General features: G+C 69.7%; 21 protein-coding genes and 1 pseudogene. 13 read left to right on the top strand and 9 right to left on the bottom strand.

Going from position 1 to position 19,669, the window contains the following annotated elements; all coding sequences use genetic code 11:
* Positions 1–9: 9 nt before the first annotated feature.
* The 3 genes from EPY72_RS06420 to EPY72_RS19265 are packed head-to-tail and all read left to right on the top strand — an operon-like array spanning position 10 to position 2,382.
* Positions 10–1,110 (top strand): YhjD/YihY/BrkB family envelope integrity protein, encoded by a 1,101-nt coding sequence (locus tag EPY72_RS06420; RefSeq protein WP_244605531.1) that lies wholly within the window; start codon positions 10–12, stop codon positions 1,108–1,110.
* 44 nt (positions 1,111–1,154) lie between these two features.
* The gene (locus tag EPY72_RS06415) at positions 1,155–1,352 is read left to right on the top strand and encodes a Sp36 family protein (protein WP_135805886.1); all 198 of its coding nucleotides are present in this window, start codon (positions 1,155–1,157) and stop codon (positions 1,350–1,352) included.
* The gene (locus EPY72_RS19265; RefSeq protein ID WP_168215999.1) at positions 1,345–2,382 is read left to right on the top strand and encodes a DUF7972 family membrane protein; all 1,038 of its coding nucleotides are present in this window, start codon (positions 1,345–1,347) and stop codon (positions 2,380–2,382) included. The genes EPY72_RS06415 and EPY72_RS19265 overlap by 8 nt, the downstream gene beginning before the upstream one ends.
* 52 nt (positions 2,383–2,434) lie before the next feature.
* On the opposite strand, the gene alaS is transcribed toward EPY72_RS19265, so the two are convergent.
* The 3 genes from alaS to EPY72_RS06405 form a co-directional block, all read right to left on the bottom strand.
* The gene (gene alaS, locus EPY72_RS06410; RefSeq protein WP_134671111.1) at positions 2,435–5,212 is read right to left on the bottom strand and encodes an alanine--tRNA ligase; all 2,778 of its coding nucleotides are present in this window, start codon (positions 5,210–5,212) and stop codon (positions 2,435–2,437) included.
* Between the two features lie 140 nt (positions 5,213–5,352).
* Positions 5,353–5,520, bottom strand: a complete 168-nt coding sequence (locus EPY72_RS19260) for a hypothetical protein (protein ID WP_167599449.1) — start codon at positions 5,518–5,520, stop codon at positions 5,353–5,355.
* A gap of 152 nt (positions 5,521–5,672) precedes the next feature.
* The gene (locus tag EPY72_RS06405) at positions 5,673–6,665 is read right to left on the bottom strand and encodes a replication factor C small subunit (RefSeq protein WP_134671110.1); all 993 of its coding nucleotides are present in this window, start codon (positions 6,663–6,665) and stop codon (positions 5,673–5,675) included.
* 201 nt (positions 6,666–6,866) lie between these two features.
* Here EPY72_RS06405 and EPY72_RS06400 point away from each other — a divergent pair, with 201 nt between their 5' ends.
* The 6 genes and pseudogenes from EPY72_RS06400 to EPY72_RS06380 all read left to right on the top strand — a co-directional run bounded on the left by EPY72_RS06400 (position 6,867) and on the right by EPY72_RS06380 (position 11,495).
* Positions 6,867–7,928, top strand: coding sequence for a bactofilin family protein (locus EPY72_RS06400; RefSeq protein WP_134671109.1), 1,062 nt, complete (start codon positions 6,867–6,869; stop codon positions 7,926–7,928).
* Positions 7,929–7,993: 65 nt separating this feature from the next.
* Positions 7,994–8,188 (top strand): annotated as a pseudogene (gene samp2, locus EPY72_RS19790) (ubiquitin-like small modifier protein SAMP2); the annotation flags it as partial.
* Positions 8,168–8,848, top strand: a complete 681-nt coding sequence (locus tag EPY72_RS06395; protein ID WP_244605538.1) for a peroxiredoxin family protein — start codon at positions 8,168–8,170, stop codon at positions 8,846–8,848. The pseudogene samp2 and the gene EPY72_RS06395, both read left to right, overlap by 21 nt.
* Positions 8,845–9,294 carry a GNAT family N-acetyltransferase gene (locus tag EPY72_RS06390; RefSeq protein ID WP_135805885.1) on the top strand — a complete coding sequence of 150 codons (450 nt, stop codon included), beginning with the start codon at positions 8,845–8,847 and terminating at the stop codon, positions 9,292–9,294. The genes EPY72_RS06395 and EPY72_RS06390 overlap by 4 nt, the downstream gene beginning before the upstream one ends.
* A 24-nt stretch (positions 9,295–9,318) precedes the next feature.
* Complete coding sequence (locus tag EPY72_RS06385; RefSeq protein ID WP_135805884.1) at positions 9,319–10,143, top strand: polysaccharide deacetylase family protein; 825 nt, start codon at positions 9,319–9,321, stop codon at positions 10,141–10,143.
* Between the two features lie 119 nt (positions 10,144–10,262).
* On the top strand, positions 10,263–11,495 hold the full coding sequence (locus EPY72_RS06380; protein ID WP_135805883.1) for a cytochrome P450: 1,233 nt from the start codon (positions 10,263–10,265) through the stop codon (positions 11,493–11,495).
* Between the two features lie 45 nt (positions 11,496–11,540).
* Here the strand turns inward: EPY72_RS06380 and EPY72_RS06375 are convergent, their stop codons facing one another.
* On the bottom strand, positions 11,541–12,971 hold the full coding sequence (locus EPY72_RS06375; RefSeq protein ID WP_135805882.1) for a phosphoglucomutase/phosphomannomutase family protein: 1,431 nt from the start codon (positions 12,969–12,971) through the stop codon (positions 11,541–11,543).
* 157 nt (positions 12,972–13,128) lie between these two features.
* On the opposite strand from EPY72_RS06375, the gene EPY72_RS06370 reads away from it, so the two are divergent.
* Entirely contained in the window at positions 13,129–13,713 is a 585-nt protein-coding gene (locus EPY72_RS06370; RefSeq protein WP_135805881.1) for an NADPH-dependent FMN reductase, read from the top strand.
* Positions 13,714–13,723: 10 nt separating this feature from the next.
* Here the strand turns inward: EPY72_RS06370 and EPY72_RS06365 are convergent, their stop codons facing one another.
* The 3 genes from EPY72_RS06365 to larB form a co-directional block, all read right to left on the bottom strand.
* On the bottom strand, positions 13,724–13,978 hold the full coding sequence (locus EPY72_RS06365; RefSeq protein WP_135805880.1) for a GIY-YIG nuclease family protein: 255 nt from the start codon (positions 13,976–13,978) through the stop codon (positions 13,724–13,726).
* A gap of 59 nt (positions 13,979–14,037) precedes the next feature.
* Complete coding sequence (locus EPY72_RS20150) at positions 14,038–14,193, bottom strand: DUF7563 family protein (RefSeq protein WP_449272292.1); 156 nt, start codon at positions 14,191–14,193, stop codon at positions 14,038–14,040.
* A gap of 124 nt (positions 14,194–14,317) precedes the next feature.
* Complete coding sequence (gene larB, locus EPY72_RS06360; protein ID WP_135805879.1) at positions 14,318–15,073, bottom strand: nickel pincer cofactor biosynthesis protein LarB; 756 nt, start codon at positions 15,071–15,073, stop codon at positions 14,318–14,320.
* Positions 15,074–15,252: 179 nt separating this feature from the next.
* Between larB and EPY72_RS06355 the strand changes: the two genes are divergently transcribed.
* Positions 15,253–15,420, top strand: a complete 168-nt coding sequence (locus EPY72_RS06355) for a DUF1931 domain-containing protein (protein WP_134671101.1) — start codon at positions 15,253–15,255, stop codon at positions 15,418–15,420.
* 90 nt (positions 15,421–15,510) lie between these two features.
* Here the strand turns inward: EPY72_RS06355 and rpiA are convergent, their stop codons facing one another.
* Positions 15,511–16,197 carry a ribose-5-phosphate isomerase RpiA gene (gene rpiA, locus EPY72_RS06350; RefSeq protein WP_134671100.1) on the bottom strand — a complete coding sequence of 229 codons (687 nt, stop codon included), beginning with the start codon at positions 16,195–16,197 and terminating at the stop codon, positions 15,511–15,513.
* A gap of 110 nt (positions 16,198–16,307) precedes the next feature.
* Between rpiA and EPY72_RS06345 the strand changes: the two genes are divergently transcribed.
* Both EPY72_RS06345 and EPY72_RS06340 read left to right on the top strand, forming a co-directional pair.
* Positions 16,308–17,063: an ABC transporter ATP-binding protein gene (locus tag EPY72_RS06345; protein WP_135805878.1), complete on the top strand. Its 756-nt coding sequence runs from the start codon at positions 16,308–16,310 to the stop codon at positions 17,061–17,063.
* Positions 17,063–18,304 carry an ABC transporter permease gene (locus tag EPY72_RS06340; protein ID WP_134671098.1) on the top strand — a complete coding sequence of 414 codons (1,242 nt, stop codon included), beginning with the start codon at positions 17,063–17,065 and terminating at the stop codon, positions 18,302–18,304. Before EPY72_RS06345 ends, EPY72_RS06340 begins: the two co-directional genes overlap by 1 nt.
* Positions 18,305–18,319: 15 nt before the next feature.
* On the opposite strand, the gene EPY72_RS06335 is transcribed toward EPY72_RS06340, so the two are convergent.
* Complete coding sequence (locus tag EPY72_RS06335) at positions 18,320–19,450, bottom strand: ORC1-type DNA replication protein (RefSeq protein WP_134671097.1); 1,131 nt, start codon at positions 19,448–19,450, stop codon at positions 18,320–18,322.
* Positions 19,451–19,669 lie beyond the last annotated feature (219 nt).

Below are 19,669 nucleotides of genomic sequence, written 5' to 3'. Positions count from 1 at the left end.
TGTGTGTCCGTGGGGGTTCCGGAAGAGGTGGGCCGCGTCGCCGTCGAGACGTGGCGCGAGGCTCGCGACCGGCACGTCACGTTCATGGCGGGGAGCATCGCGTACCACGCGTTCGTCTCGTTGCTCCCGCTGTTGCTGTTCTTGCTGTTCGCGCTCTCGACGGTCGGTAACGCGGCGCTCACGCGCCGGCTCACGTCGATCGCGGGGACGTTTCTCACGCCGTACGCCCGGCGACTGCTGTTCGACTCGCTCGACGCCGGGTCGGCGCTGGCCGGCATCTCGGTTCTCGGTGCGCTCACCCTCCTGTGGGGGATGTCGAAGATCTTCCGCGGGCTCGACGTGGCGTTCTCTCAGATCTACGGGATCCGCGAGCGCAAGTCGCTACTCGAGCAGTTCGAGAACGCCGCCGTCGTCTTCCTCGCGCTCGGGTTCGCGGTCGGGCTCCTGGCTCTCGCCGGCGCGATCGGCTCGCTGACGCCCGACCTCCCCTACCGGACGGTTCTCAATCCGCTACTGCTGGTGGTCGGGCTCTCGGTCGCGTTCTTCCCGATCTACTACGTGTTCCCGGACGTGCCCGTCACCGCCCGCGAAGTCCTCCCGGGCGTGGTGCTGGCGGCGATCGGATGGGCGACCCTGGAGGGGATCTTTCACGCGTACGTGACGGTCGCCGGCCGGTACGAGGCGGCCTACGGGACCCTCGGGAGCGTCTTTCTGGTGCTCGTCTGGCTCTACTTCGGCGGGGTGATCCTCCTGTTCGGCGCGGTGCTCAACGCGGTGTTGGCGGGCCGGACGCGCGACGAGCACGCGCTCGGGATCACCGACGAAGCGAGCGCCGCGGGACCGATCGAAGAGCGCGGCCCCGACGCCGGCGTCCGGTCGATCGACGGCACCGACGACCGGCCGCGCGTCGTCGCCCGCGACGGCCGGGGAGCCGACCTCGAACCGACCGTCGAAGCCGAGGACGCCGACCTCGGCGCGGAGGTCGCGCGACTCGCGGCCGAAAACGAGCGCCTCAAGCGGCGCAACGAGGCACTCACCCGGCATCTGGAGCGCCAGCGCGACTCGGAGTCGGTGTGGGAACGGGCCAGACGACGACTGTTCGGCGAGTAGCGCGGCCCCACAACATATACGGCTATGTCTCGACTATCGCACATATGCCGACGTGGGAGTATCGGACGCTTCGACCGCCTCGCTCGAAGACGATGGACGAGGCGATCGATCCGGAAGCCGAACTGAACGAACTGGGCGCCGAGGGATGGGAACTCGTCGAGACGGTCGACTACATCGGGGGCGGAACCAAGTACCTGATCCTCAAACGGCCGGCGTCGGGGAGCGAGGACGCGCATGCGTGAGGGCGACGGCGACGACCACCCCCTGACCGGAGACGACGTCGAGACGGGCGACACCGTCCGCGCCCGCGCCGACGAGAGCAGTCTCAAACTCCGACTGTTGCTCCAGACGAACCGCCTCGTGGTGACCGCGGGGCTGGCCGGCGTCGTCTTCGCCGCGTTCGCCGGCGCGGGCGCGGTCCTCACCGCCTCGTTTCGAACCGTCGCCGCGAACACCAGCGTCCTCGATTACCTGTTCTCGTCGATGCTCGGGGCGCTCATCACCGGCGTGACGCTCGTCGTGACGATCAATCAGTTGGTGCTCTCTCAGGAGACCGGCCCGCTCGGCGACCAGCACCAGCGGATGAGCAACGCGATGGACGTCCGCAAGTACGTCGCGGACCTGATCGGCGGGACGCCGCCGGCGGACCCGTCGTCGTTTCTCGCCGCGCTGGTCCGCCAGAGTCGGGACCGCGCCGAGGCGTTCCGGGACGCGGTCGCCGACGCCACCTCCGAGGACCTCCGCGAGGAGACCGCGGTGCTCACCGGCGACGTCATCGAGAACGCCGCGGTCGTCGACGCCCGCCTCGACGGCGCGCAGTTCGGCACGTTCGACGTACTGTCGGCGGCGCTCAGCTTCAACTACTCGTGGAAGGTGTTTCACGCCGAGCGGATCGACGAGGAGTACGACCTCACCGACGACCAGCGGGCGGTGCTGGACGAGCTTCGGACCGCGCTGGTGATGTTCGCGCCGGCCCGCGAGCACGTCAAGACGCTGTACTTCCAGTGGGCGCTCGTGGACCTCTCGCGGCTGATCATGTACACCGCCATCCCCGCCATCGTCGTCGCGGGGGTCGGGATCACGTTCGTCGGCCCCGACTCGTTCCCCGGCGCGACGCTCGGGGTCAGCAACCTCCTCTGGGCCGTTTCGGTGGGGTTCACCGCGACGGTCGTCCCGTTCTTGTTACTCGTCTCGTACATCCTGCGCATCGCCACGGTGGCAAAGCGCACCCTCGCTATCGGCCCGCTGATCCTCCGAGAATCCGAGCGCTGACCGTCGATTGCGGGCTCTCGCCCGACGGGCCTCCTCGCGAGGGACCAACTCGCTACGCGTTCCGGACCGTCTTGAGCACGTCCGGCGCGTCTTCGAGCGCCTCGTCGAGCTTCTCGGCGTCGGGGCCCCCGCCCTGCGCGAAGTCCGCGGGACCGCCGCCGCCCCCGCCGACCTTGGCGGCGAGTTCGCCGACGACCTCGCCGGCGTTGACGCCGACGCCGTCGGGGACCGCGACCACGAACGTCGCGCCGTCGGCGCCGCTGGCGATGACCGCGATCTTCCCCTCGTCTGCGAGCGCGTTCGCGGTCGCCCGGAGCTCGTCCATGTCGGCGTCGATGCGCTGGACCACCGCGGTCGCGTCGCCGACGTCGACCTCCTCGCCGCCGCCCGAACCGCTCGCGCGGGCGGCCGCGAGCTCCTCTTTGAGGTCCTCGATCTGCTTGCCCCGCGCCTTCCACTCCTCGAAGAACCGCTCGGCGGTCTCGGGGACCTCCTCGGGGGTCACGTCGAGGATCTCGGCGGCGTCGGCGAGCGCGGCGTCGGTGCGCTGGGTCGCCTCGACGGCGGCCTCGCCGGCCGCGAACGTGAGGCGCTCGACGCCGTCCTGAACGCGCTCGGTGTTCAGGATCTTGATCGTCCCCACGTCGCCGGTGCGCTGGACGTGGGTCCCGCCACAGGCCTGAACGTCCTCGGCGACGTGGATGAGCCGGATGTTCATCCCCGCCGGGATGCCGCCCTGATAGAGGTCGAAGCCGTACTCCTCTTCGGCCTCGTGGCGGTTTGGCCACTCCTGCTGGACCGAGGTGTTCTCCATCACCAGCTCGTTGGCGACCCGTTCGATCTCCTCGCGGGTCTCGCGGTCGATGCGCTCGTAGTGGCGCACGTCGATGCGCGAGCTGTCGACGCCCTTCTGGGCGCCGGCCTGCCGGACGTGCTCGCCAAGCACCTCGCGGGCGGCGTGGACCACGATGTGGGTCGCGGTGTGGTGGCGCATCAGCCGGCGGCGGCGCTCGGCGTCGATCTGCCCGCGGACGATGTCGCCCTTCGAGACCGCCTCGTCGGTCCGGTGGAGGACGACCCCGTCCTCGATCTGGACGTCGGTGACCTGCACGCTGGCGTCGTCGGTCGAGAGGGTCCCGCGGTCGGCGGGCTGGCCGCCGCCCTCGGGGTAGAACATCGTCTGGTCGAGCACCACGTCGAAGCCGTCCTCGCGATCGAACACGTCGAGGACGACCGCCTCGAAGTTGGTGCCGTACTGGTCCTCGTAGTACTGGCGTTCGGTCTTGGGGAGTTCGGCCAGCGTGTCGTCGTCTCCCTCCTCCTCGTCGAACGCCTGCTCGCCGTCGTGGCGCGAGGCGACGAGGCTGTAGAAGTCGTCGGGCACCGAGACCTCGGTGCCGAACTCGGCCGCGATCTCCTCGACCATGTCGGGCTGGATGCCGTGCGAATCGTACAGCTCGACCAGCTCGTCGGTCGGGATCGGCTCGCCCTCCTCGGCGTAGCGCTTGGCGAGGCGCTCGACCCGGCGCCCGCCCTGTTCGAGGGTCTCGCGGTACTTCTCGACCTCGGTCCGGACGATGTCCCGGACCGTGTCGCGGTTCTGGTAGCCCAGCCGGTCGGCCTGCATGTCGACGAGCTCGTCGAGGGGCGCGTCGACGCCGACGTTGTCACAGAGCCGCTTGGTCCGCCGGAGCACCATCCGGACGAGATACCCCGTCCCGACGTTGCTCGGGACGATGCCGTCCCCGAGCATGTACGCCAGCGTCCGGCAGTGGTCGGCGACGGCGTAGATGTCTTCGAGGGGTTCGAGTAGCGCCTCGAGTTCGCTCGTGGCGACGCCGAGCTGGTCGGCGATGTTGTCCCGGGCGGCCTCCATGTCCTCGGCCTCGTCGATGTCCATGTGGCCCGCGAGTTTCGAGGCGCGGTGGACCAGCTCGGCCTCCGCCTCGGAGTGGTCGATGCCCGCGTTCTCCTTGAGGAACGAGATCATCTCGGGGTAGACCGCCTCGTACACCGTCGGCGTGCCCTGCGAGACCCACGTCCACCGCTCCAGCCCGTAGCCGGTGTCGACGATGTACGTGTCCATCTTCGAGTAGCGGTTGCCGTCTTTCATCTCGTAGTCGCCGTCGGCGTCCTGCTCCATCGACATGAAGACGAGGGTGGCGAGTTCGGCGCCCCGGTAGATGACCTCGATCGCGGGGCCGGCGTTGCCCCCGCCGACCCACGGGTCCTCGATGTAGGTGATCTCGTCGAGGTTCGCGCCCATCGACTCGAAGAACTCGTCGCAGTACTCGACGGTCTCGTCTTTCCAGTACACCTCGCCCTGATAGGCGTACTTGTCGGGGTCTTCGAGGTCCTCGCGGGCGTTGAACGCGTGGTGGGCCATCATCTCGAACGCCATCGTGTGGCGTCCGGTCTTGCCCACGTTGTCGATGTCTTGCATCCGGATGCAGGGCTGGCTGATCGTCAGCGGGTTGGCCGGCGGCGGCGTCTCGCCCGACGTGACCAGCGGCTGGAAGTCGTAGATCGACGCTTGGGTGAGCAACACGTCGTCGCGCCACCGGTTGGCCGCGACCGGGTAGGGGTCGATGCGCTCGTGGTCGTGGTCCTCGAAGAACGAGAGGAACGCCTCGCGCATCTCCTCGAGGCTGTGCTCGTCGTCGAATCCCGGGTTGTCGATGAAGCCGTACTCCTCGCACGGGGGCTCCCCGCAGGTGGTGCGGTCGGCGTCGCGCGTCCAGAAGTGGGCGCCACACTCCGAACACTCCTTTCGAACGAAGCCCTCGTCCTCGAAATACTCGAGGCGATACTCCGCTTCGAGTTCGCTCATTATTGTGCGTATTTCGCCAACGAACGGGTAAAACAGTTCCGCAAGCCCACCGGCGCGCGTCGCCGAGCGGACGCCTCGCCGACGCGTCCTCACACGGTCGCGCACCCGGCCCGCACCCAGTCGGCCGGAGAGCCGACCGATCAGTCGTCGGCGGCCGGGCGCGGTCCCGCCTCGCCGGTCCGCGTTCGAACCGGCTCGGCCCCGCAGTCGACGCAGGCGTAGTTGCCCTCGACCGTCTCGACGACGGGCGCGTTACACTCGATACACTTCAGGCGCGCGTCCCGTACTTGTCTCGGATAGCGTCCCATGATGTCCGCTCCCCGATACGCCGGACCCCGGCATAAGCGGGCCGGCCGTTCGGGATCGTTCGGCTCCGAAACGCGCGATTTCCGCGTCGGGCGCGACCCCCCGTCGCGATCTCGCGCCGAAAACGCGCGATTGGGCGTCGGTCAGTCCCGGGCTACTCGTCTTCGAGCGACAGCGACGCCAACAGCGCCTCCAACTGGACGCGCTCGTTGGCGCCCTCGGTGATGCGGTAGTCGACCTCGCCCACCCGGTCCATGAGTCGGACGGCGGCCTCGTCGTCGAGGTCGAACTCCCACACCGAGCGGTGGAGCTGGTCGATGATGTCCCCGCCCGCCATCCCCTTGTTCGACAGCAGGTCGTCGAGGATCGAGCGGGCCTTCGCGAAGTCGCCGTCGAGCGCTCGCCGGACCATCTCCTCGATCTCCTCGGGGCGGGCGGTGCTGGTGATCGAAAACACCGCGTCCTCGTCGACGGTCTCGCCCATCACGGCGGCGGCCTGCAACGCGTTGATCGCCTTGCGCATGTCGCCGTCGGCGGCGTAGACCAGCGCGTCGACGCCCTCCTCGGTCGTCTCGATCCCCTCGGCCTCGGCCACGATCCGGACCTGCTCGGCGATCGCCGCCTCGTCCAGCGGCCCGAACCGGAACGTCGCACACCGCGACTGGATCGGGTCGATGATCTTACTGGAGTAGTTACACGACAGGATGAATCGGGTGTTCGAGGAGAACTGCTCCATCGTCCGCCGGAGCGCCGACTGGGCGTCGGACGTGAGGGAGTCGGCCTCGTCGAGGAAGATGATGCGGTAGTCGTAGCCGCCGAACGACGACCGCGCGAAGTTCTTGATCCGGTCTCGGACCACGTCGATGCCCCGCTGGTCGGAGGCGTTGAGTTCGAGGAAGTTCTGCTCCCAGTCGTCGCCGTACAGCTCCTTGGCGATCGCGGTCGCCGACGTGGTCTTCCCGACGCCGGCCGGCCCGGAGAACAGGAGGTTCGGCAGGTCGTTGCGCTCGATGTAGCTCCGGAGGCGCGCGGTGATATCCTCGTGGCCCGCCACCTCGTCGAGCGTCTGGGGTCGGTACTTCTCGATCCAGATCTCCTGGCGACCCGGCCTCTGCTCGCCGTCGCCCTCGCTCTCGGCCTCGCTCATGTGTGTCCCGAGGGGCTTGCCGGTCTTAAAGCCCGCGAGGTGCCCCGCACGCGGCCCCGACGGCGGCTCGGCGCCGTCGGGCGCCGAAACGACGGTTACGCCCCGGGGCGGGACGGGCCGGCGCGGCGTAAGTCGGGCTTAACCGTGTGGCTCGTTCACAACGGGGAAATTACTATTTACCTGACGGGTGAGTGCTCCGACATGGAACGACGGTTCGCGCTCGCGATCGCGCTCGCGGTGGTGGTGACGCTGGCGGCCGTGCCCGCGCCGGTCGCGGCCGAGGAGACGCGGTCGGGGGGCACCGTCGTCGTCGACGCCGACGAGACGGTCGACGAGGATCTGACGGCGTTCGCCGGCACGGTCGTGGTCCGGGGGACGGTCGACGGCGACCTCACGGCGTTCGCGGGCAACGTGTTCGTCGACGGCACCGTGACCGGCGATCTGGAGGCGTTCGCCGGCAACGTCCGGATCAACGGCACCGTCGAGGGCGACGCCAGCGCGGCCGGCGGCAACGTCTTTCTCGCCCAGAGCGGCCGGGTCGGGGGCCAGCTCGACGCCGGGGCGGGCAACGTCGTGCTCGAAGGCGAGGTCGGCTCGGACGCCCGACTCGGCGGCGGGACCGTGACCGTCCGGCCGAGCGCGGCGATCGGCGGCGACCTAGAGTACAGCGGCCAGCTCGATCTCGCCGACGGTGCGACCGTCGACGGGCAGGTCCGCCAGACCGACGACCTCGACGTCGGCATCACCGGTCCGAGCTTCCCCGGCTGGCTCGGCTGGGCGTACGGCCTGCTGGTCAACCTCCTGCTCGGGGCGGTGTTGCTGTTGGTGTTCCCGCGGTTCTCGGGCGCGGTCGCCGGCCGGGCGATCGAGCGCCCGCTCCGGTCGGCCGGGGTCGGGCTCGCGCTGTTCGTCGGGGTGCCGGTCTTGCTGGTGGTGTTCGCGATCACGCTGGTCGGGATCCCGCTGTCGCTGTTCGGCGCGGTCGTCTACGGCCTCGCGATCTGGACCGGGCTGGTGTACGGCTCGTTCTCGATCGGGACGTGGCTACTCGCGATCGCCGACGTCGACAACCGATGGCTCGCGCTCGCGGTCGGGGTGCTCGTCGTCTCGATCGCGGACTTCGTGCCGGTCGTCAGCGGGCTGGTGCAGTTCGTCGTCGTCCTGCTCGGACTCGGGGCGCTCGCGCTCGCGATCTGGGACCGGTACCAGAATCGGAACCGGCCGGCCGGTCGCGGCTCGGCCGTCGGGACGGGCGCCTCGTAGTCCGACGCCCTCCCGCGAGCGCGTAGCCCGACACGCTTACCACCCGCCGCGAGCAATCCTGTGGCATGCACGTCACCGTCGAGGTCGTCGGCGAGGACAGCCACGACCTCGAAGTTCAGGACGCGACCTACGCCGACCTGCTCGACGCGGTGGGCCTGAGCCCCCACGAGGTGTCGGTGATGGTCGACGGCCGCCCGGTGCCCGAAGACCAGCCGGTCGAGACCGACCACGTCAGAGTCCTGCGACTCATCAAGGGCGGGAGCGCCGACGGAGTCGGGACCGTCGACGCCGAGGTTGACGGCTCGGCCCCCGACGGCGCCCCGAACCGGACCGGCCTCGACGCGCGCGAAGGCCCGGACGGACTCTCGGCGTTCGGGGTCTCGGCCCTCGACTTCGAACTCCCGAACGCCGGGGTCGGCCCCGACCCGCTCGCGCTCTCGACGCTGGCGGCCGACCCGACCAACGGCGTCGGCCGGCCGATCCCCCGGCGCCCGACGACGCCGCACAACGACGCCGTCGTCCTGTTCTTCCAGCGGGACTACCACAGCCGAACGTGTCGCGAACAGCTCCGGGCGGTCGCGGACCGCTACGGCGAGTTCCGGGCTCGTCGGGCCGCGGCGGTGGCGGTGGTCCCCGAGCCGAAAGCCCGCGCCGAGACGTGGCAACGCCGGCTCCACCTCCCGTTCGCGCTCGTCGCCGACGCCGACAAGCGGGTGGCCGAGCAGTACGGCCAGCCGACCCGGTTCGGCCGGCTCGGCGGGCTCCACGACCTCCTCGGTCGGCTCCCGCAGGTCGTGATTCTGGACACGCGCGCCGACCCGGAGCTGTACGCGATCCACCGGGGTGACGGGCCGAGCGACCGTCCCGCCGTCGAGGACGTGCTGGCGATGGTCGACCGCCTGCTCGCCGACGCCGAATGAGCGTCGCGGTCCGGGCGGCGACGCCCGACGACGGACTCGGGGTGCGTCGGGTCCTCGACGCCGCGATGCTCGACGTTCGGGCGGATCTCCCCGAGCGGATCGAGGCGGGCGACGTGCTGGTCGCGGTCGGGTCGGGCCCCGACCCCGGCGACTCGTCGGCCGACTCGCGAGACGCCGACGGCCCCGTGGTCGGGGCGCTGGTCGCGGTTCCGATCGAGTCGGGCGCGCGCATCGACGCGGTCGCGGTCCGGCGCGCTCGTCGGGCGCGGGGCGTCGGCACCGCGCTCGTTCGGGCGGCGGCCGCGGACCGCTCGCGGCTCGTCGCGGCGTTCGATCCCGACGTGCGCCCCTTCTACGAGTCGCTCGGATTCGACGTCTCGCCCGCCGGAGACGGGCGGCTCCGGGGAGTGTGGCCGCCCGACTGCGGGAGCCATCCCAAACGTTAACGTTCGGCGAGGAGAGTTCGACCCATGAGCGGTCCGACCGTCTGTCTCGGGTTCGACTTCGACGCGGTCTCGATCTGGATCCACGCCTACGGCGCGGCCGACAGCCCGACGACGCTCTCTCGGGGCGAGTACGGCGCGGAGGTCGCGGTCCCTCGACTCCTCGACTGTCTCGACCGGCTCGGGGTCCCGGCGACGTTCTTTACCCCCGGCCACACGGTCGACAGCTTCCCCGAGCGCGTCAAAGAGGTCCACGAGCGCGGCCACGACGTCCAGCACCACGGCTGGAGCCACAGGCACCCCGGCTCGTTCGAGAGCCGGGCGGCCGAGCGCGCCGACGTCGTCCGGGGCATCGAGAGCATCGAGGACGCGATCGGCGAGACCCCGACCGGCTACCGCTCGCCCGCGTGGGACTTCTCGGCCCACACTCTCGACGTGCTCCGGGAACTGGGCTTCGAGTGGGATTCGAGCCAGATGGGCCACGACTTCCGGCCGTACTACCTCCGGACGGGCCGGGAGGCCCCGACCGACGGCGCGTACGATCCCGGCACCGAGACCGAGATCCTCGAACTCCCGGTGTCGTGGCACCGCGACGACTGGCCCGCCCTCCAGTACGTCCCCGACGCCTCCGGGCGGACGGCGCCCGACGAGCCCGGCGTGTTCGATGCGTGGCGCGAGCAGTTCGAGTGGATGTGCGAGCGCGTCGACGACGGGGTGTTCTCGCTCACGTTCCACCCGCAGGTCGTCGGCCAGCCTCCGCGGCTCCGATACCTCGAATCGCTGGTCGCCGAACTACGAGCGACGCCGAGCGTCGAGTTCGAGACGTTCGATCGAGTCGCGGCGCGGTTCTGAGGGCGTCGACTGTCCGCGAACGCGCGGGCCGACCGTGAGGACGGGCGCGACCACACCGCAGTCTGGCGATTCGACGCCGCCACCCGAACGCTTTTGGCTCTCTCTGGCGTCCACCGACCATGAGTTCTGCCGACCCCGGCGGCCTGCAGGTACTGCCCGAGGAGCTCGAATCACGCGAGGCGTGGCTCGAGCCGTTCGACTGGTACCGAACGATGCGCGAGGACGCGCCGGTCCGGTACGACTCCGACCGTCGCACTTGGGACGTCTTTCGGTACGAGGACGTCAAGCGGATCCTCGACGACGACGAGACGTTCTCGGTCAACCCGAGGATGGCCGACGGGTTCCGAGAGCCCGACCGCCCCGAGGAGGGGCTGATATTCGAGACGATGCTGTTTCAGGACCCGCCGCGCCACGACGAACTCCGGGGCATCGTCGATGACGCGTTCGAACCGCGAGCCCTCACGGACCTCGAACCGAAGATCCGCGAGTTCGCGATCGACCTCCTCGGGGAGGCGTTCGCGGGCGAGGACGGGACGACGGAGTTGGTCGACGCGTTCGCGTACCCGCTCCCGGTCACCGTCATCGCCGAACTCCTCGGGGTGCCGGCCGAGGACCGCGATCGGTTCAAGCGCTGGTCGGACACCCTCGTCGAGGCCACGAGCGCCGACGAGGACACCGAGGAGTACAACGAGCGCCAGCGGGCCGCCCAGATGGAGATGGCGAGCTACTTCTTCGAGATGATCGAGGACCGCCGCGAGTCGCCGCGCGACGACCTCATGACCCAGATCGTCACCCGAGAGCTCGAGGACGGCTCCCGGCTCTCCGAGGAGGAGGCGCTCGGGACGTGTATCCTGTTGCTCGTCGCCGGCAACATCACCACGACGAACCTCATCACGAACGCCGTCCGGTGTTTCAGCGACCACGACCTGTTCGAGGAACTCCGGGGCGAGGCGAGCGTCCAGACCGCGATCGAGGAGGTGTTGCGGTACCGATCGCCGGTGCAGGCGATGAGCCGGGTCGCGACCGAGGACGCGACGATCCGGGGCTCGACCATCGAGGCGGGCGATCGCCTCATCGTGTGGCTCGGGTCGGCGAACCGCGACGAACGCCAGTTCGACGACGCCGACGCGTTCGTCCCGGACCGGACGCCGAACCAGCACCTCGGCTTCGGCCACGGGACCCACTACTGTCTGGGCGCGCCGCTCGCCCGCCTCGAGGCGAAGGTCGCGATCGAAGAACTCCTCGACCGCACGTCGACCGTCGAGGTCGCCGACACCGAACTCCAGCCGACCCGGAGCTCGCTGGTCTACGGCGTCGAGTCGCTCCCGGTCACGTACGAGACCTCCGAGTGAGTCCGTGATCGGCGCCTTTCGAGATCCCGGCCGGGCCGGGTCGCCCTACACCAGCGGTTCGACCAGTTCCCGGCCGGCCTCCAGCAGGGCGTCGACCCGGGCCTCGCTTGTGGCCTCGGCGTACACCCGCATCTTGGGCTCGGTGCCGCTCGGCCGGACGAGTAGCCACGAGCCGTCTTCGAGCAGGATCTTGAAGCCGTCGGTGGCGTTGACGTCGTCGACGCGCTCGCCCGCGACCTCCTCGGGGAGGGCGGCTTCGAGATCGACGAGCACGTCGGCCTTCCGGTCGTCCGGGCAGTCGACGCTCACCTTGTGCTGGTGGACCTCGCCGAACTGATCGAGCAGGGCGTCGACCCGGTCGTCGTACGAGCGCTCGGACTCGACCTGCGCGGCGAGCACCGCCATCAACACGCCGTCTTTCTCGCGGTTGTGGCCCCGGATCGAGAACCCGCCCGACTCCTCGCCGCCGATCAGCGCGTCGTGGTCGCCCATCGCCTCGGCGACCCACTTGTAGCCGACCGCGGTCTCGATCACGTCCTCGCCGTGGGCCTCGGCGATCCGGTCGATCAGGAAGGTGGTCGATACCGTCCGGACGGCCGGCCCCGAGTCACCGTCGGACTCGCTTCGCTCGCCCGACGAGCTTTCGCTCGCGGAAGCGTCTTCGAGCAGGTAGTCGTACGTCGCCGCGAAAAAGAGGTTCTCGTCCAGAAACCCCCGCTCGGGGGTCACGAGCGCGATGCGGTCGGCGTCGCCGTCGTTGGCGATGCCCAGATCGGCGTCGCCCTCCTCGACGGCCTCGACGAGCCCCCGGAGGTTCTCCGCGCTTGGCTCGGGGTTGGTGTCGCCGAACTCGGGGTCCCGGTCGCACCGCAGGCGCTCGACGTCGGCGCCGGCGCGTTCGAGGAGTTCGTCGGTGTAGCCTCGCCCCGAGCCGTGCATCGCGTCGTAGACTACGGTGAGCCCGTCGAGGTCGGGGTCGACGAGGTCGAAGACGTGTTCGGCGTACGGTTCGAGGAAGTCGACCTCCTCGACCGAGCCGTGGTCGGCCTCCTCGAGCGCGCGGGGCTCGCCGATCCGGGCCATGATCTCGTCGGTGACCTCGGGGAGGGCTGGCGCCGCGTCGTGGGGGAAGAACTTCACGCCGTTGTAGTTCGGGGGGTTGTGGCTCGCCGAGACCACCAGCGCGCCCGCCAGATCCCGGTCGGCGATCGCCCAGACCGCAAGCGGCGTCGGGCAGTCGCGTTCGGGCACCAGCGCGTCGAAGCCGTTGGCCGCCAGCACCCGACACAGCTCCTCGGCGAACCCTCGGGAGGTCTCGCGGGCGTCGTAGCCGACCGCGACCGTCCCGCCCTCCCGGTCCTCGACCTCCCGGAGGTAGTCGGCGACCGCCTGCCCGACCATCCGGACGCGGGGCGCGGTGAACTCGTCCAGCGTGGCTCGCCAGCCGTCGGTTCCGAACGAAATCGGCGTCTCCATACCCCGACTCTCTGTGCGCGCGCCGAAAAAACCACCGCGAGGGTCGATCGCACACCGTCCGGCCGGGGGTCCCCGCCCCGCCGAAACGTCTCACGGACCGTACAAAAACCGAGTTCCGGAAAGCGCTTTACCGATCGCTCCCGTAATTCCGACCAGTATGACCGCCACGCCGACCGTCGTCACGCTCGCCGGAAGCATGCGCGACGGCAGTTACACCCGCGTCGCCCTCCGTCACGCGCTCGCGGTCGCCGCCGACCGAGGGGCCGAGACCGAACTCCTCGACGTCCGGGAGTACGACCTGCCGGTGTTCGATCCCGACGCCGACGAACCGTCCGCGGCGACCGACCTCAAGCGCGCCATCCGAGGCGCCGACACGGTCCTGTGGGGGAGCCCGGTGTACCACGGCTCGTACTCGGCGGCGTTCAGGAACGTCCACGACTACTGCGGGTGGGACGAGTACGAGGACACCACCGTCGGCCTGCTGGTGGCGGCCGGCGGCGGCTCGTTCGGGAGCACGCTCGATCACATGCGGGTGACCGCCCGCGGCGTCCACGCGTGGGTCTTGCCCCATCAGGTCGGGATCCGGAACGCCGGCGACAAGATTCGGGACGGCGAGATCGTCGACGAGGACATCGCCGACCGGGTCCGGACGCTCGGCGAGCAGGCGGTCGAGTACGCCTTCATCGACCCCGTCGTGACCGCCGAACAGGCCGACGCCGAGGGCGCGGCCGGCGACGACTGACGGGCCCCGCTCACTCGCTCGGCCCCTCGACCAGCCGTTCTTTTCGGGGTCGCGAGAGCTGTTTGATCTCGTACTCGCGGGACATCGCCGCCGACTTCGTCTCGAACGCCTCGGTGTGGACGAGTTCGACGGGCGTGCGCCCGCGGGTGTACTTCGCGCCCTCGCCCCGGTCGTGTTCGCGGACTCGACGCTCGACGTCGGTGGTGTAGCCAGTATAGAAACTCCCGTCGTCGCACTCGATAACGTAGACCCAGTGGACCGTCACGCCCGACAGGCTTCGCGTGGTGGTTCTTTTGCCCTTCGGTTCCCGCCCGATTTGATGGGCTATACTCGAGCCTCTCTGGCGCGTTCGCGCGCGACCTCCGCGATTCCGGCGTTCGCCGAGCAGTCGGGGCAGGCTCTGACCTGACCGTCGGCGTCGGCGAACACACGAACGAATCGCTCGGAGACGTGCGCACTGCAGTGGTCACACTTAGGCATGTTCACAGCTGACAGGGTAACTGCCAGCGTTCGATCGTTTGTCCCCCATCGTAAAAAGTGCTTCCCAATATCTGTCCCAAATTTCCCGAACCGCAAGAATATTTTCCGTATACTCGGAGTCGCCCTACCTGTCGACGGCGCGAGCGATCAGACCGGCCTGCGCGCCGGCGACGAACCCCGCGTCGACGTTCACGGTCGATAGGACGGTGCAGGACTGCAACATCCCCGAGAGCGCGGCCTCCCCCTCGCCGCCGTGGCCGTAGCCCGTCGAGACCGGCAGGCCGATCACCGGGGTGTCGACCAGCCCGGCGACCACGGTCGGGAGCGCGCCCTCGCGGCCCGCCGCGACCACGAGCGCGTCGGTCGCCCGGAGGGCTTCGAGCTGGTCGACGATCCGGGTGAGCGCCGCCACGCCCACGTCGTCGATCCGCTCGACGGTCGCGCCCATCTCGGCGGCGATCGCCGCCGCCTCGCCCGCCGGTACCGCGTCGCTCGTCCCCGCGGTGACGATCCCGACCGTCGCGTCCAGCGACGGCGGCTCGAAGGTCGGGCCGTGGGCGACCACCACGCCCGATCGGTCGCGGACCGTCACGTCGGCGTCGGGGTGGGCCTCGCCGAGTCGGTCGCGGATCGCCCGTCGCTGGTCGGGGTCGGTCCGAGTCACGATCGCTCGCCCGGCGGTTTCGACCGCCGTCGCGGCCAGCGACGCCGCCTCGGCGGGGGTCTTGCCGTCGCCCAAGATGGCCTCGGGCACGCCGCGGCGGCGCTCGCGGGCCGCGTCGAAGCGCCCGGCTTCGTCGGTCGCGTAGCCGGCGAGTCGGGCCTCGGCGTCCGCCGGGCTGACCTCGCCGGCCGCCACCGCCTCCAGGAGTTCGCGCATACCCCACGCTGGGGGCTCCACGTACTCTTACCCTGCGACTTCGCGGTCGGCGCAAAACAACCGTATACTATTTATAAGTTTTGGCTATCGCCGGAGATATCCGCGAACCGAGCCACTTGGCGGCGTTCATGCGAATATTTGGGAAGCTTTATTACTGGCGGGCGGAAAACCAAGGTCGTATGGCAGACCTCATCGTCAAAGCCGCTGTCAAGGACGCACTGGACGACAAGAACGTGGCGTCGGACTTCTACGACGCGCTCGACGAGCGCGTCGAGGAACTCCTCGACGAGTCGGCCCGTCGCGCCGAGGCGAACGACCGAAAGACCGTCCAGCCGCGCGACCTGTAACTCGGGCGATTCCGTTCCCTTTTATCGAACGCTCGACTTCTGAGCCGCCGGCTTCTCGTCTCGAACGCGACTGCCGACCGAAACCACGGCTCAGAAGCGTCTGACGTCGACGCCGTCCTCGCGACCGACGTGGACCTCGTCGGCCATCCCCACGAACAGGCCGTGTTCGACCGCGCCGGGGATCGCCGCGAGGTCGGCCGCGAGCTCCGCCGGCCGCGCCACGCCGCCGAACTCGCAGTCGAGCACGAGGTTGCCGTTGTCGGTCACGACCGGCCCGTCCTTGCGCTCGGCGCGCCGGAGCGCGGGCGCACCCCCGAGCGCCCGCACCGCCGCGGTCGCGGTCGTGCGAGCGTCCGGGAGCACTTCGAGCGGGATCGGGTGATCGAGTCGATCGGCGGCCTTGCTCGGGTCCGCGACCACCACCAGACGGTCGGCCGCCGCGTCGACGATCTTCTCGCGAGCGTGGGCGGCGCCCCCGCCCTTCACGAGGTGGGGCCCCGAGAACTGGTCGGCGCCGTCGATCGCGAGGTCCACGCCGTCGACCGCGTCGAGCGACGCCAGCGGGATCCCGACCTCCCGGGCCAGTTCGCGCGACTGGAACGACGTCGGGACTCCCCGCACGTCGAGTCCGCTGTCGACCGCTCGCCCGATCGCCCGGATCGCGTGGGCCGCGGTCGAGCCGGTTCCGAGCCCGACCACCATCCCGTCTTCGACCGCCTCGGCGGCGCTCTCGCCCGCCGCGCGCTTCTCCTCGTCGCTACCGCCGGTCGCCTTCATGGCGCCACCTCCGGTTTCCGCCCCCAAAAGTGTGGCCGACCTCGCAACGATCCGTTTGGGTGCCCAACGGGCGCCACCGTTTTGCCAGTCGGCCCCGTACCTCGTGTGAAATGGCCGCCAGTCACTCGGACTCCGCGCCCGACGTGGGGCCCGACCGCGAGGACGCGGTGTCGCTTCGCGACGTGCGAAAGACCTACTACCTCGGCGAACCGGTCCACGCGCTCGACGGGGTGACCCTCTCGATACCCCGCGGTTCGTACACCGCGGTCATGGGACCGAGCGGGTCGGGCAAGAGCACGCTCCTCAACCTCATCGGCTGTCTCGACACCGCGAGCGAGGGCGAGGTGTTCGTCAACGGCACCGAGGTCTCGGAGCTCTCCGATCGGGACCGCACGCGGGTCCGGGGCGACGAGATCGGGTTCGTGTTCCAGACGTTCAACCTCATGCCGAAGCTCACCGCGGCCGAGAACGTCGCGCTCCCGCTTGTGTTTCAGGGCGTCTCGCGGAGCGATCGGCGCGACCGCGCCGAGGCGGTGCTTGCGGAGGTCGGGCTCGGCGACCGGACCGACCACCGGCCCAACGAGCTGTCGGGCGGTCAGCGCCAGCGGGTCGCGATCGCGCGGGCGCTCGTGACCGACCCCGCCATCATCCTCGCCGACGAGCCGACCGGCAACCTCGATCAGGAGACCGGCGAGCAGATCATGGGCCTGTTCCAGCGGCTCCACGACGAGGGCCACACCGTCCTGATGGTGACCCACGAGCGGCCCATCGCCGAGCACGCCGAGCGCGTGATCCACGTCCTTGACGGCACGATCGAGCGCGTCGAGGAGATCGAATCGCCCCGCCGCGTCGAGACCGACGTCTGATGGACGCCGCCGAGAGCTTCCGGCTCAGCTGGCGGGCGATCCGGAGCCACAAGCTCCGGTCGGCGCTGACCGTCCTCGGGGTCGTGATCGGCGTGGGCGCGGTCATCACCTTCGTCACCCTCGGGGCGAGCCTGCAGGCCGACATCCTCGGGCAGGTCGGCGGCGAGCGCACCCCGAACGTCTACGTCTGGGCCGGCCCGGAGGGTCAGAACGGCGGGCCGGGCGCGGGCGCCCAGCCGGTGTTCACCGAGCGCGACCTCGACGAACTCCGGGCGCTCTCGGGCGTCTCGGCGGTCGTTCCGCGCGGGATCGTCCCGACGGCGGCGGTCTCGTCGGGCGGGGACACGGTCGCCCAGCGGCAGGTGATCGCCACCTCGCCGGCGTCGTTCGACTCGGCGTCGTTTGCCGCCGGCCGGCCCTTCCGGCAGGGCGAGCGCGAGGTCGTGTTGAACGAGCGGGCCGCCCGGCTGTTCGAGACGCAGGCGGTCGTCGGCGACGAGGTGACCCTGCGGCTCGCGTCGGGCGAGTCGGTCGGCGCCGAGGTGGTCGGACTGCTCAACGCCTCGGCGGGCGGGGGCCCCTTCGCGGGGCTGGACTCCCAGCCGCTGGTGTTCGTGCCGACCGACCCCTTCTACGGGACGACCATCGAGAGCCCCGAGACCGGCGAGACCCAGCGCGTCTATCCGACGGTGACGGTGATCGCCGAGGACTTCGGCGCGGTCGCCGGCGCCAAGACCGACGTCCGGGCGTACCTCGACGACCGCTCGGACGCCGCGGCGCTCGTGCCCGACGACTACGCCTTCTCGGTCCGGACCGATCAGGACCTCGTCGACCAGATCGAGGAGCTGTTGAGCACGCTCACCGACTTCGTGACCGGGATCGCGGTCATCTCGCTGATCGTCGGCTCGATCGGGATCGCCAACATGATGCTCGTGAGCGTGACCGAACGGACCCGCGAGATCGGGATCATGAAGGCGGTCGGCGCCCAGAAGCGCGACGTGCTCCAGCTGTTCTTGCTGGAGGCGGTGATGCTCGGCGTGTTCGGCGCGGTCGCGGGCGTTCCGGTCGGAATCCTGGGCGCGTACGCCGCCGCCGAGTACGTCGGGCTGTCGCTGGTGTTTCCCCTCGAGTGGTTCGCCATCGCGGTCGGGGTCGGCCTGCTCGTCGGCGTCGTCGCGGGGCTGTATCCGGCGTGGAACGCCGCCCGGACCGACCCCATCGACGCGCTCCGTTACGAGTGACCGGTCGACGGACCGCTACTCTTCCAGTCGGTTCAACACCGCTTCGGGGTCGTAGCGAAGCGAGAGCTGTCGGGACCGGCCCCGGCCCTCGACGTTGGTGTAGGTCGCGTCGATGATGTCGAGTTGATCGAGCTTGTTGATGATCTCGGAGTAGCGGGTGTAGCCCAGATCGGTCCGGTCGTGGAAGGCGTCGTACACGTCACCGGCCTGCTCGCCGTCGTGCTCGGCGATGACCTCTAGCAGTTCGAGCTCGCTCTCGTTGAGCGCCCGGAGGCTGTGACTGAGATGGACGTACTTGGACTTCTCGTAGGCCTCCTCGACGTCGTCGACGCTGACGGTCTTGCTCGCGCGCATCTCGGCGTTCAGCCCCGCCCGCCGCAGGAGGTCGATCCCGACCCGGAGGTCGCCGCTCTCGGCGGTGAGTTTGGCCACCTCGTCGAGGACCGCCGGCGGGACGACGTCGTCGTGGAACCCCCGGTCGATGCGTGCGCCGAGGATGTCGACGATCTCCTCGGGGTCGTACACCGGAAAGTACACCTCCTCGGGCCGGAAGACGCTCTGGACCCGGCCGTCGAGCTCCTCGATCACGTCGAGGTTGAGGTCCGACGAGACCACCACGACCCCGATCTTCGCGCCCGAGTGTGCCTCGTGGGCTCGCAACAGCGAGTAGAGCGTATCCGAGGCCTCGCCCTCGTAGAAGAGATAGTTCACGTCGTCGAGCGCGACCACCAGCACCTCGTCGTCCTCGACCAGCTTCTCGGTGATCTGGCGGAACAGCTTCTTGAACGAGATGCCCGACGACGGGGGCTCGTACTCGAAGATCCCCTCGAAGATGCGGGAGAACACCGAGTAGCGCGTCGAGTCGACCTGACAGTTCACCCGCACCGTGCGGACGTCGGTCTGGGACGACAGCTCGCCGAACAGCTTCTGGACCGCCGTGGTCTTGCCCGTGCCCGGCGGCCCGCGGGAGATGACGTTCAGCGGCCGCGACCCGCGTGCGGCGGGACGGAGCGCGTACTTGAGACTCTCCATCTGGCTCTCCCGGTGAGCGAAGGTCTCGGGCACGTAGTCGATCTCGAAGACGTGTTCGTCCCGGAACACGGTCTCGTCCCACGAGAGCATCCCCTCGTCGGGGTCCTCTGCCATCACTTTCACCACGCTCTTCCAACTACTTAATCTTTCGGCGCCCGGAAATTCCGGCGCGTAGAGGCGTCCTCCCGACCGATTCGGGGGTCGGGATCGGGACTGGTGGCCGTTGCGCTCGAACGATGTAGGATGTATCATCTGTCACTAGATCTACCTTCCGGGCCGACTCGGATCTCCGCGCGAGTCGGGCCCCACCCGCGGCGCCGACCCGGCCGTCGC

This window comes from Halorussus marinus, from assembly GCF_004765795.1.
Lineage (GTDB): Archaea > Halobacteriota > Halobacteria > Halobacteriales > Haladaptataceae > Halorussus > Halorussus marinus.
This window is presented reverse-complemented; position numbering and strand designations above follow the sequence as displayed.

Coding starts and splice junctions, on each gene's coding strand:
- EPY72_RS06385 (WP_135805884.1), top strand. CDS start 9,319: ATGAGCGGTCCGACCGTCTGTCTCGGGTTCGACTTCGACGCGGTCTCG.
- EPY72_RS06335 (WP_134671097.1), bottom strand. CDS start 19,450: ATGGCAGAGGACCCCGACGAGGGGATGCTCTCGTGGGACGAGACCGTG.
- rpiA (WP_134671100.1), bottom strand. CDS start 16,197: ATGAAGGCGACCGGCGGTAGCGACGAGGAGAAGCGCGCGGCGGGCGAG.
- alaS (WP_134671111.1), bottom strand. CDS start 5,212: ATGAGCGAACTCGAAGCGGAGTATCGCCTCGAGTATTTCGAGGACGAG.
- larB (WP_135805879.1), bottom strand. CDS start 15,073: ATGCGCGAACTCCTGGAGGCGGTGGCGGCCGGCGAGGTCAGCCCGGCG.
- EPY72_RS20150 (WP_449272292.1), bottom strand. CDS start 14,193: ATGCCTAAGTGTGACCACTGCAGTGCGCACGTCTCCGAGCGATTCGTT.
- EPY72_RS06405 (WP_134671110.1), bottom strand. CDS start 6,665: ATGAGCGAGGCCGAGAGCGAGGGCGACGGCGAGCAGAGGCCGGGTCGC.
- EPY72_RS06345 (WP_135805878.1), top strand. CDS start 16,308: ATGGCCGCCAGTCACTCGGACTCCGCGCCCGACGTGGGGCCCGACCGC.
- EPY72_RS06415 (WP_135805886.1), top strand. CDS start 1,155: ATGCCGACGTGGGAGTATCGGACGCTTCGACCGCCTCGCTCGAAGACG.
- EPY72_RS06390 (WP_135805885.1), top strand. CDS start 8,845: ATGAGCGTCGCGGTCCGGGCGGCGACGCCCGACGACGGACTCGGGGTG.
- EPY72_RS06370 (WP_135805881.1), top strand. CDS start 13,129: ATGACCGCCACGCCGACCGTCGTCACGCTCGCCGGAAGCATGCGCGAC.
- EPY72_RS06380 (WP_135805883.1), top strand. CDS start 10,263: ATGAGTTCTGCCGACCCCGGCGGCCTGCAGGTACTGCCCGAGGAGCTC.
- EPY72_RS06400 (WP_134671109.1), top strand. CDS start 6,867: ATGGAACGACGGTTCGCGCTCGCGATCGCGCTCGCGGTGGTGGTGACG.
- EPY72_RS19260 (WP_167599449.1), bottom strand. CDS start 5,520: ATGGGACGCTATCCGAGACAAGTACGGGACGCGCGCCTGAAGTGTATC.
- EPY72_RS19265 (WP_168215999.1), top strand. CDS start 1,345: ATGCGTGAGGGCGACGGCGACGACCACCCCCTGACCGGAGACGACGTC.
- EPY72_RS06375 (WP_135805882.1), bottom strand. CDS start 12,971: ATGGAGACGCCGATTTCGTTCGGAACCGACGGCTGGCGAGCCACGCTG.
- EPY72_RS06355 (WP_134671101.1), top strand. CDS start 15,253: ATGGCAGACCTCATCGTCAAAGCCGCTGTCAAGGACGCACTGGACGAC.
- EPY72_RS06340 (WP_134671098.1), top strand. CDS start 17,063: ATGGACGCCGCCGAGAGCTTCCGGCTCAGCTGGCGGGCGATCCGGAGC.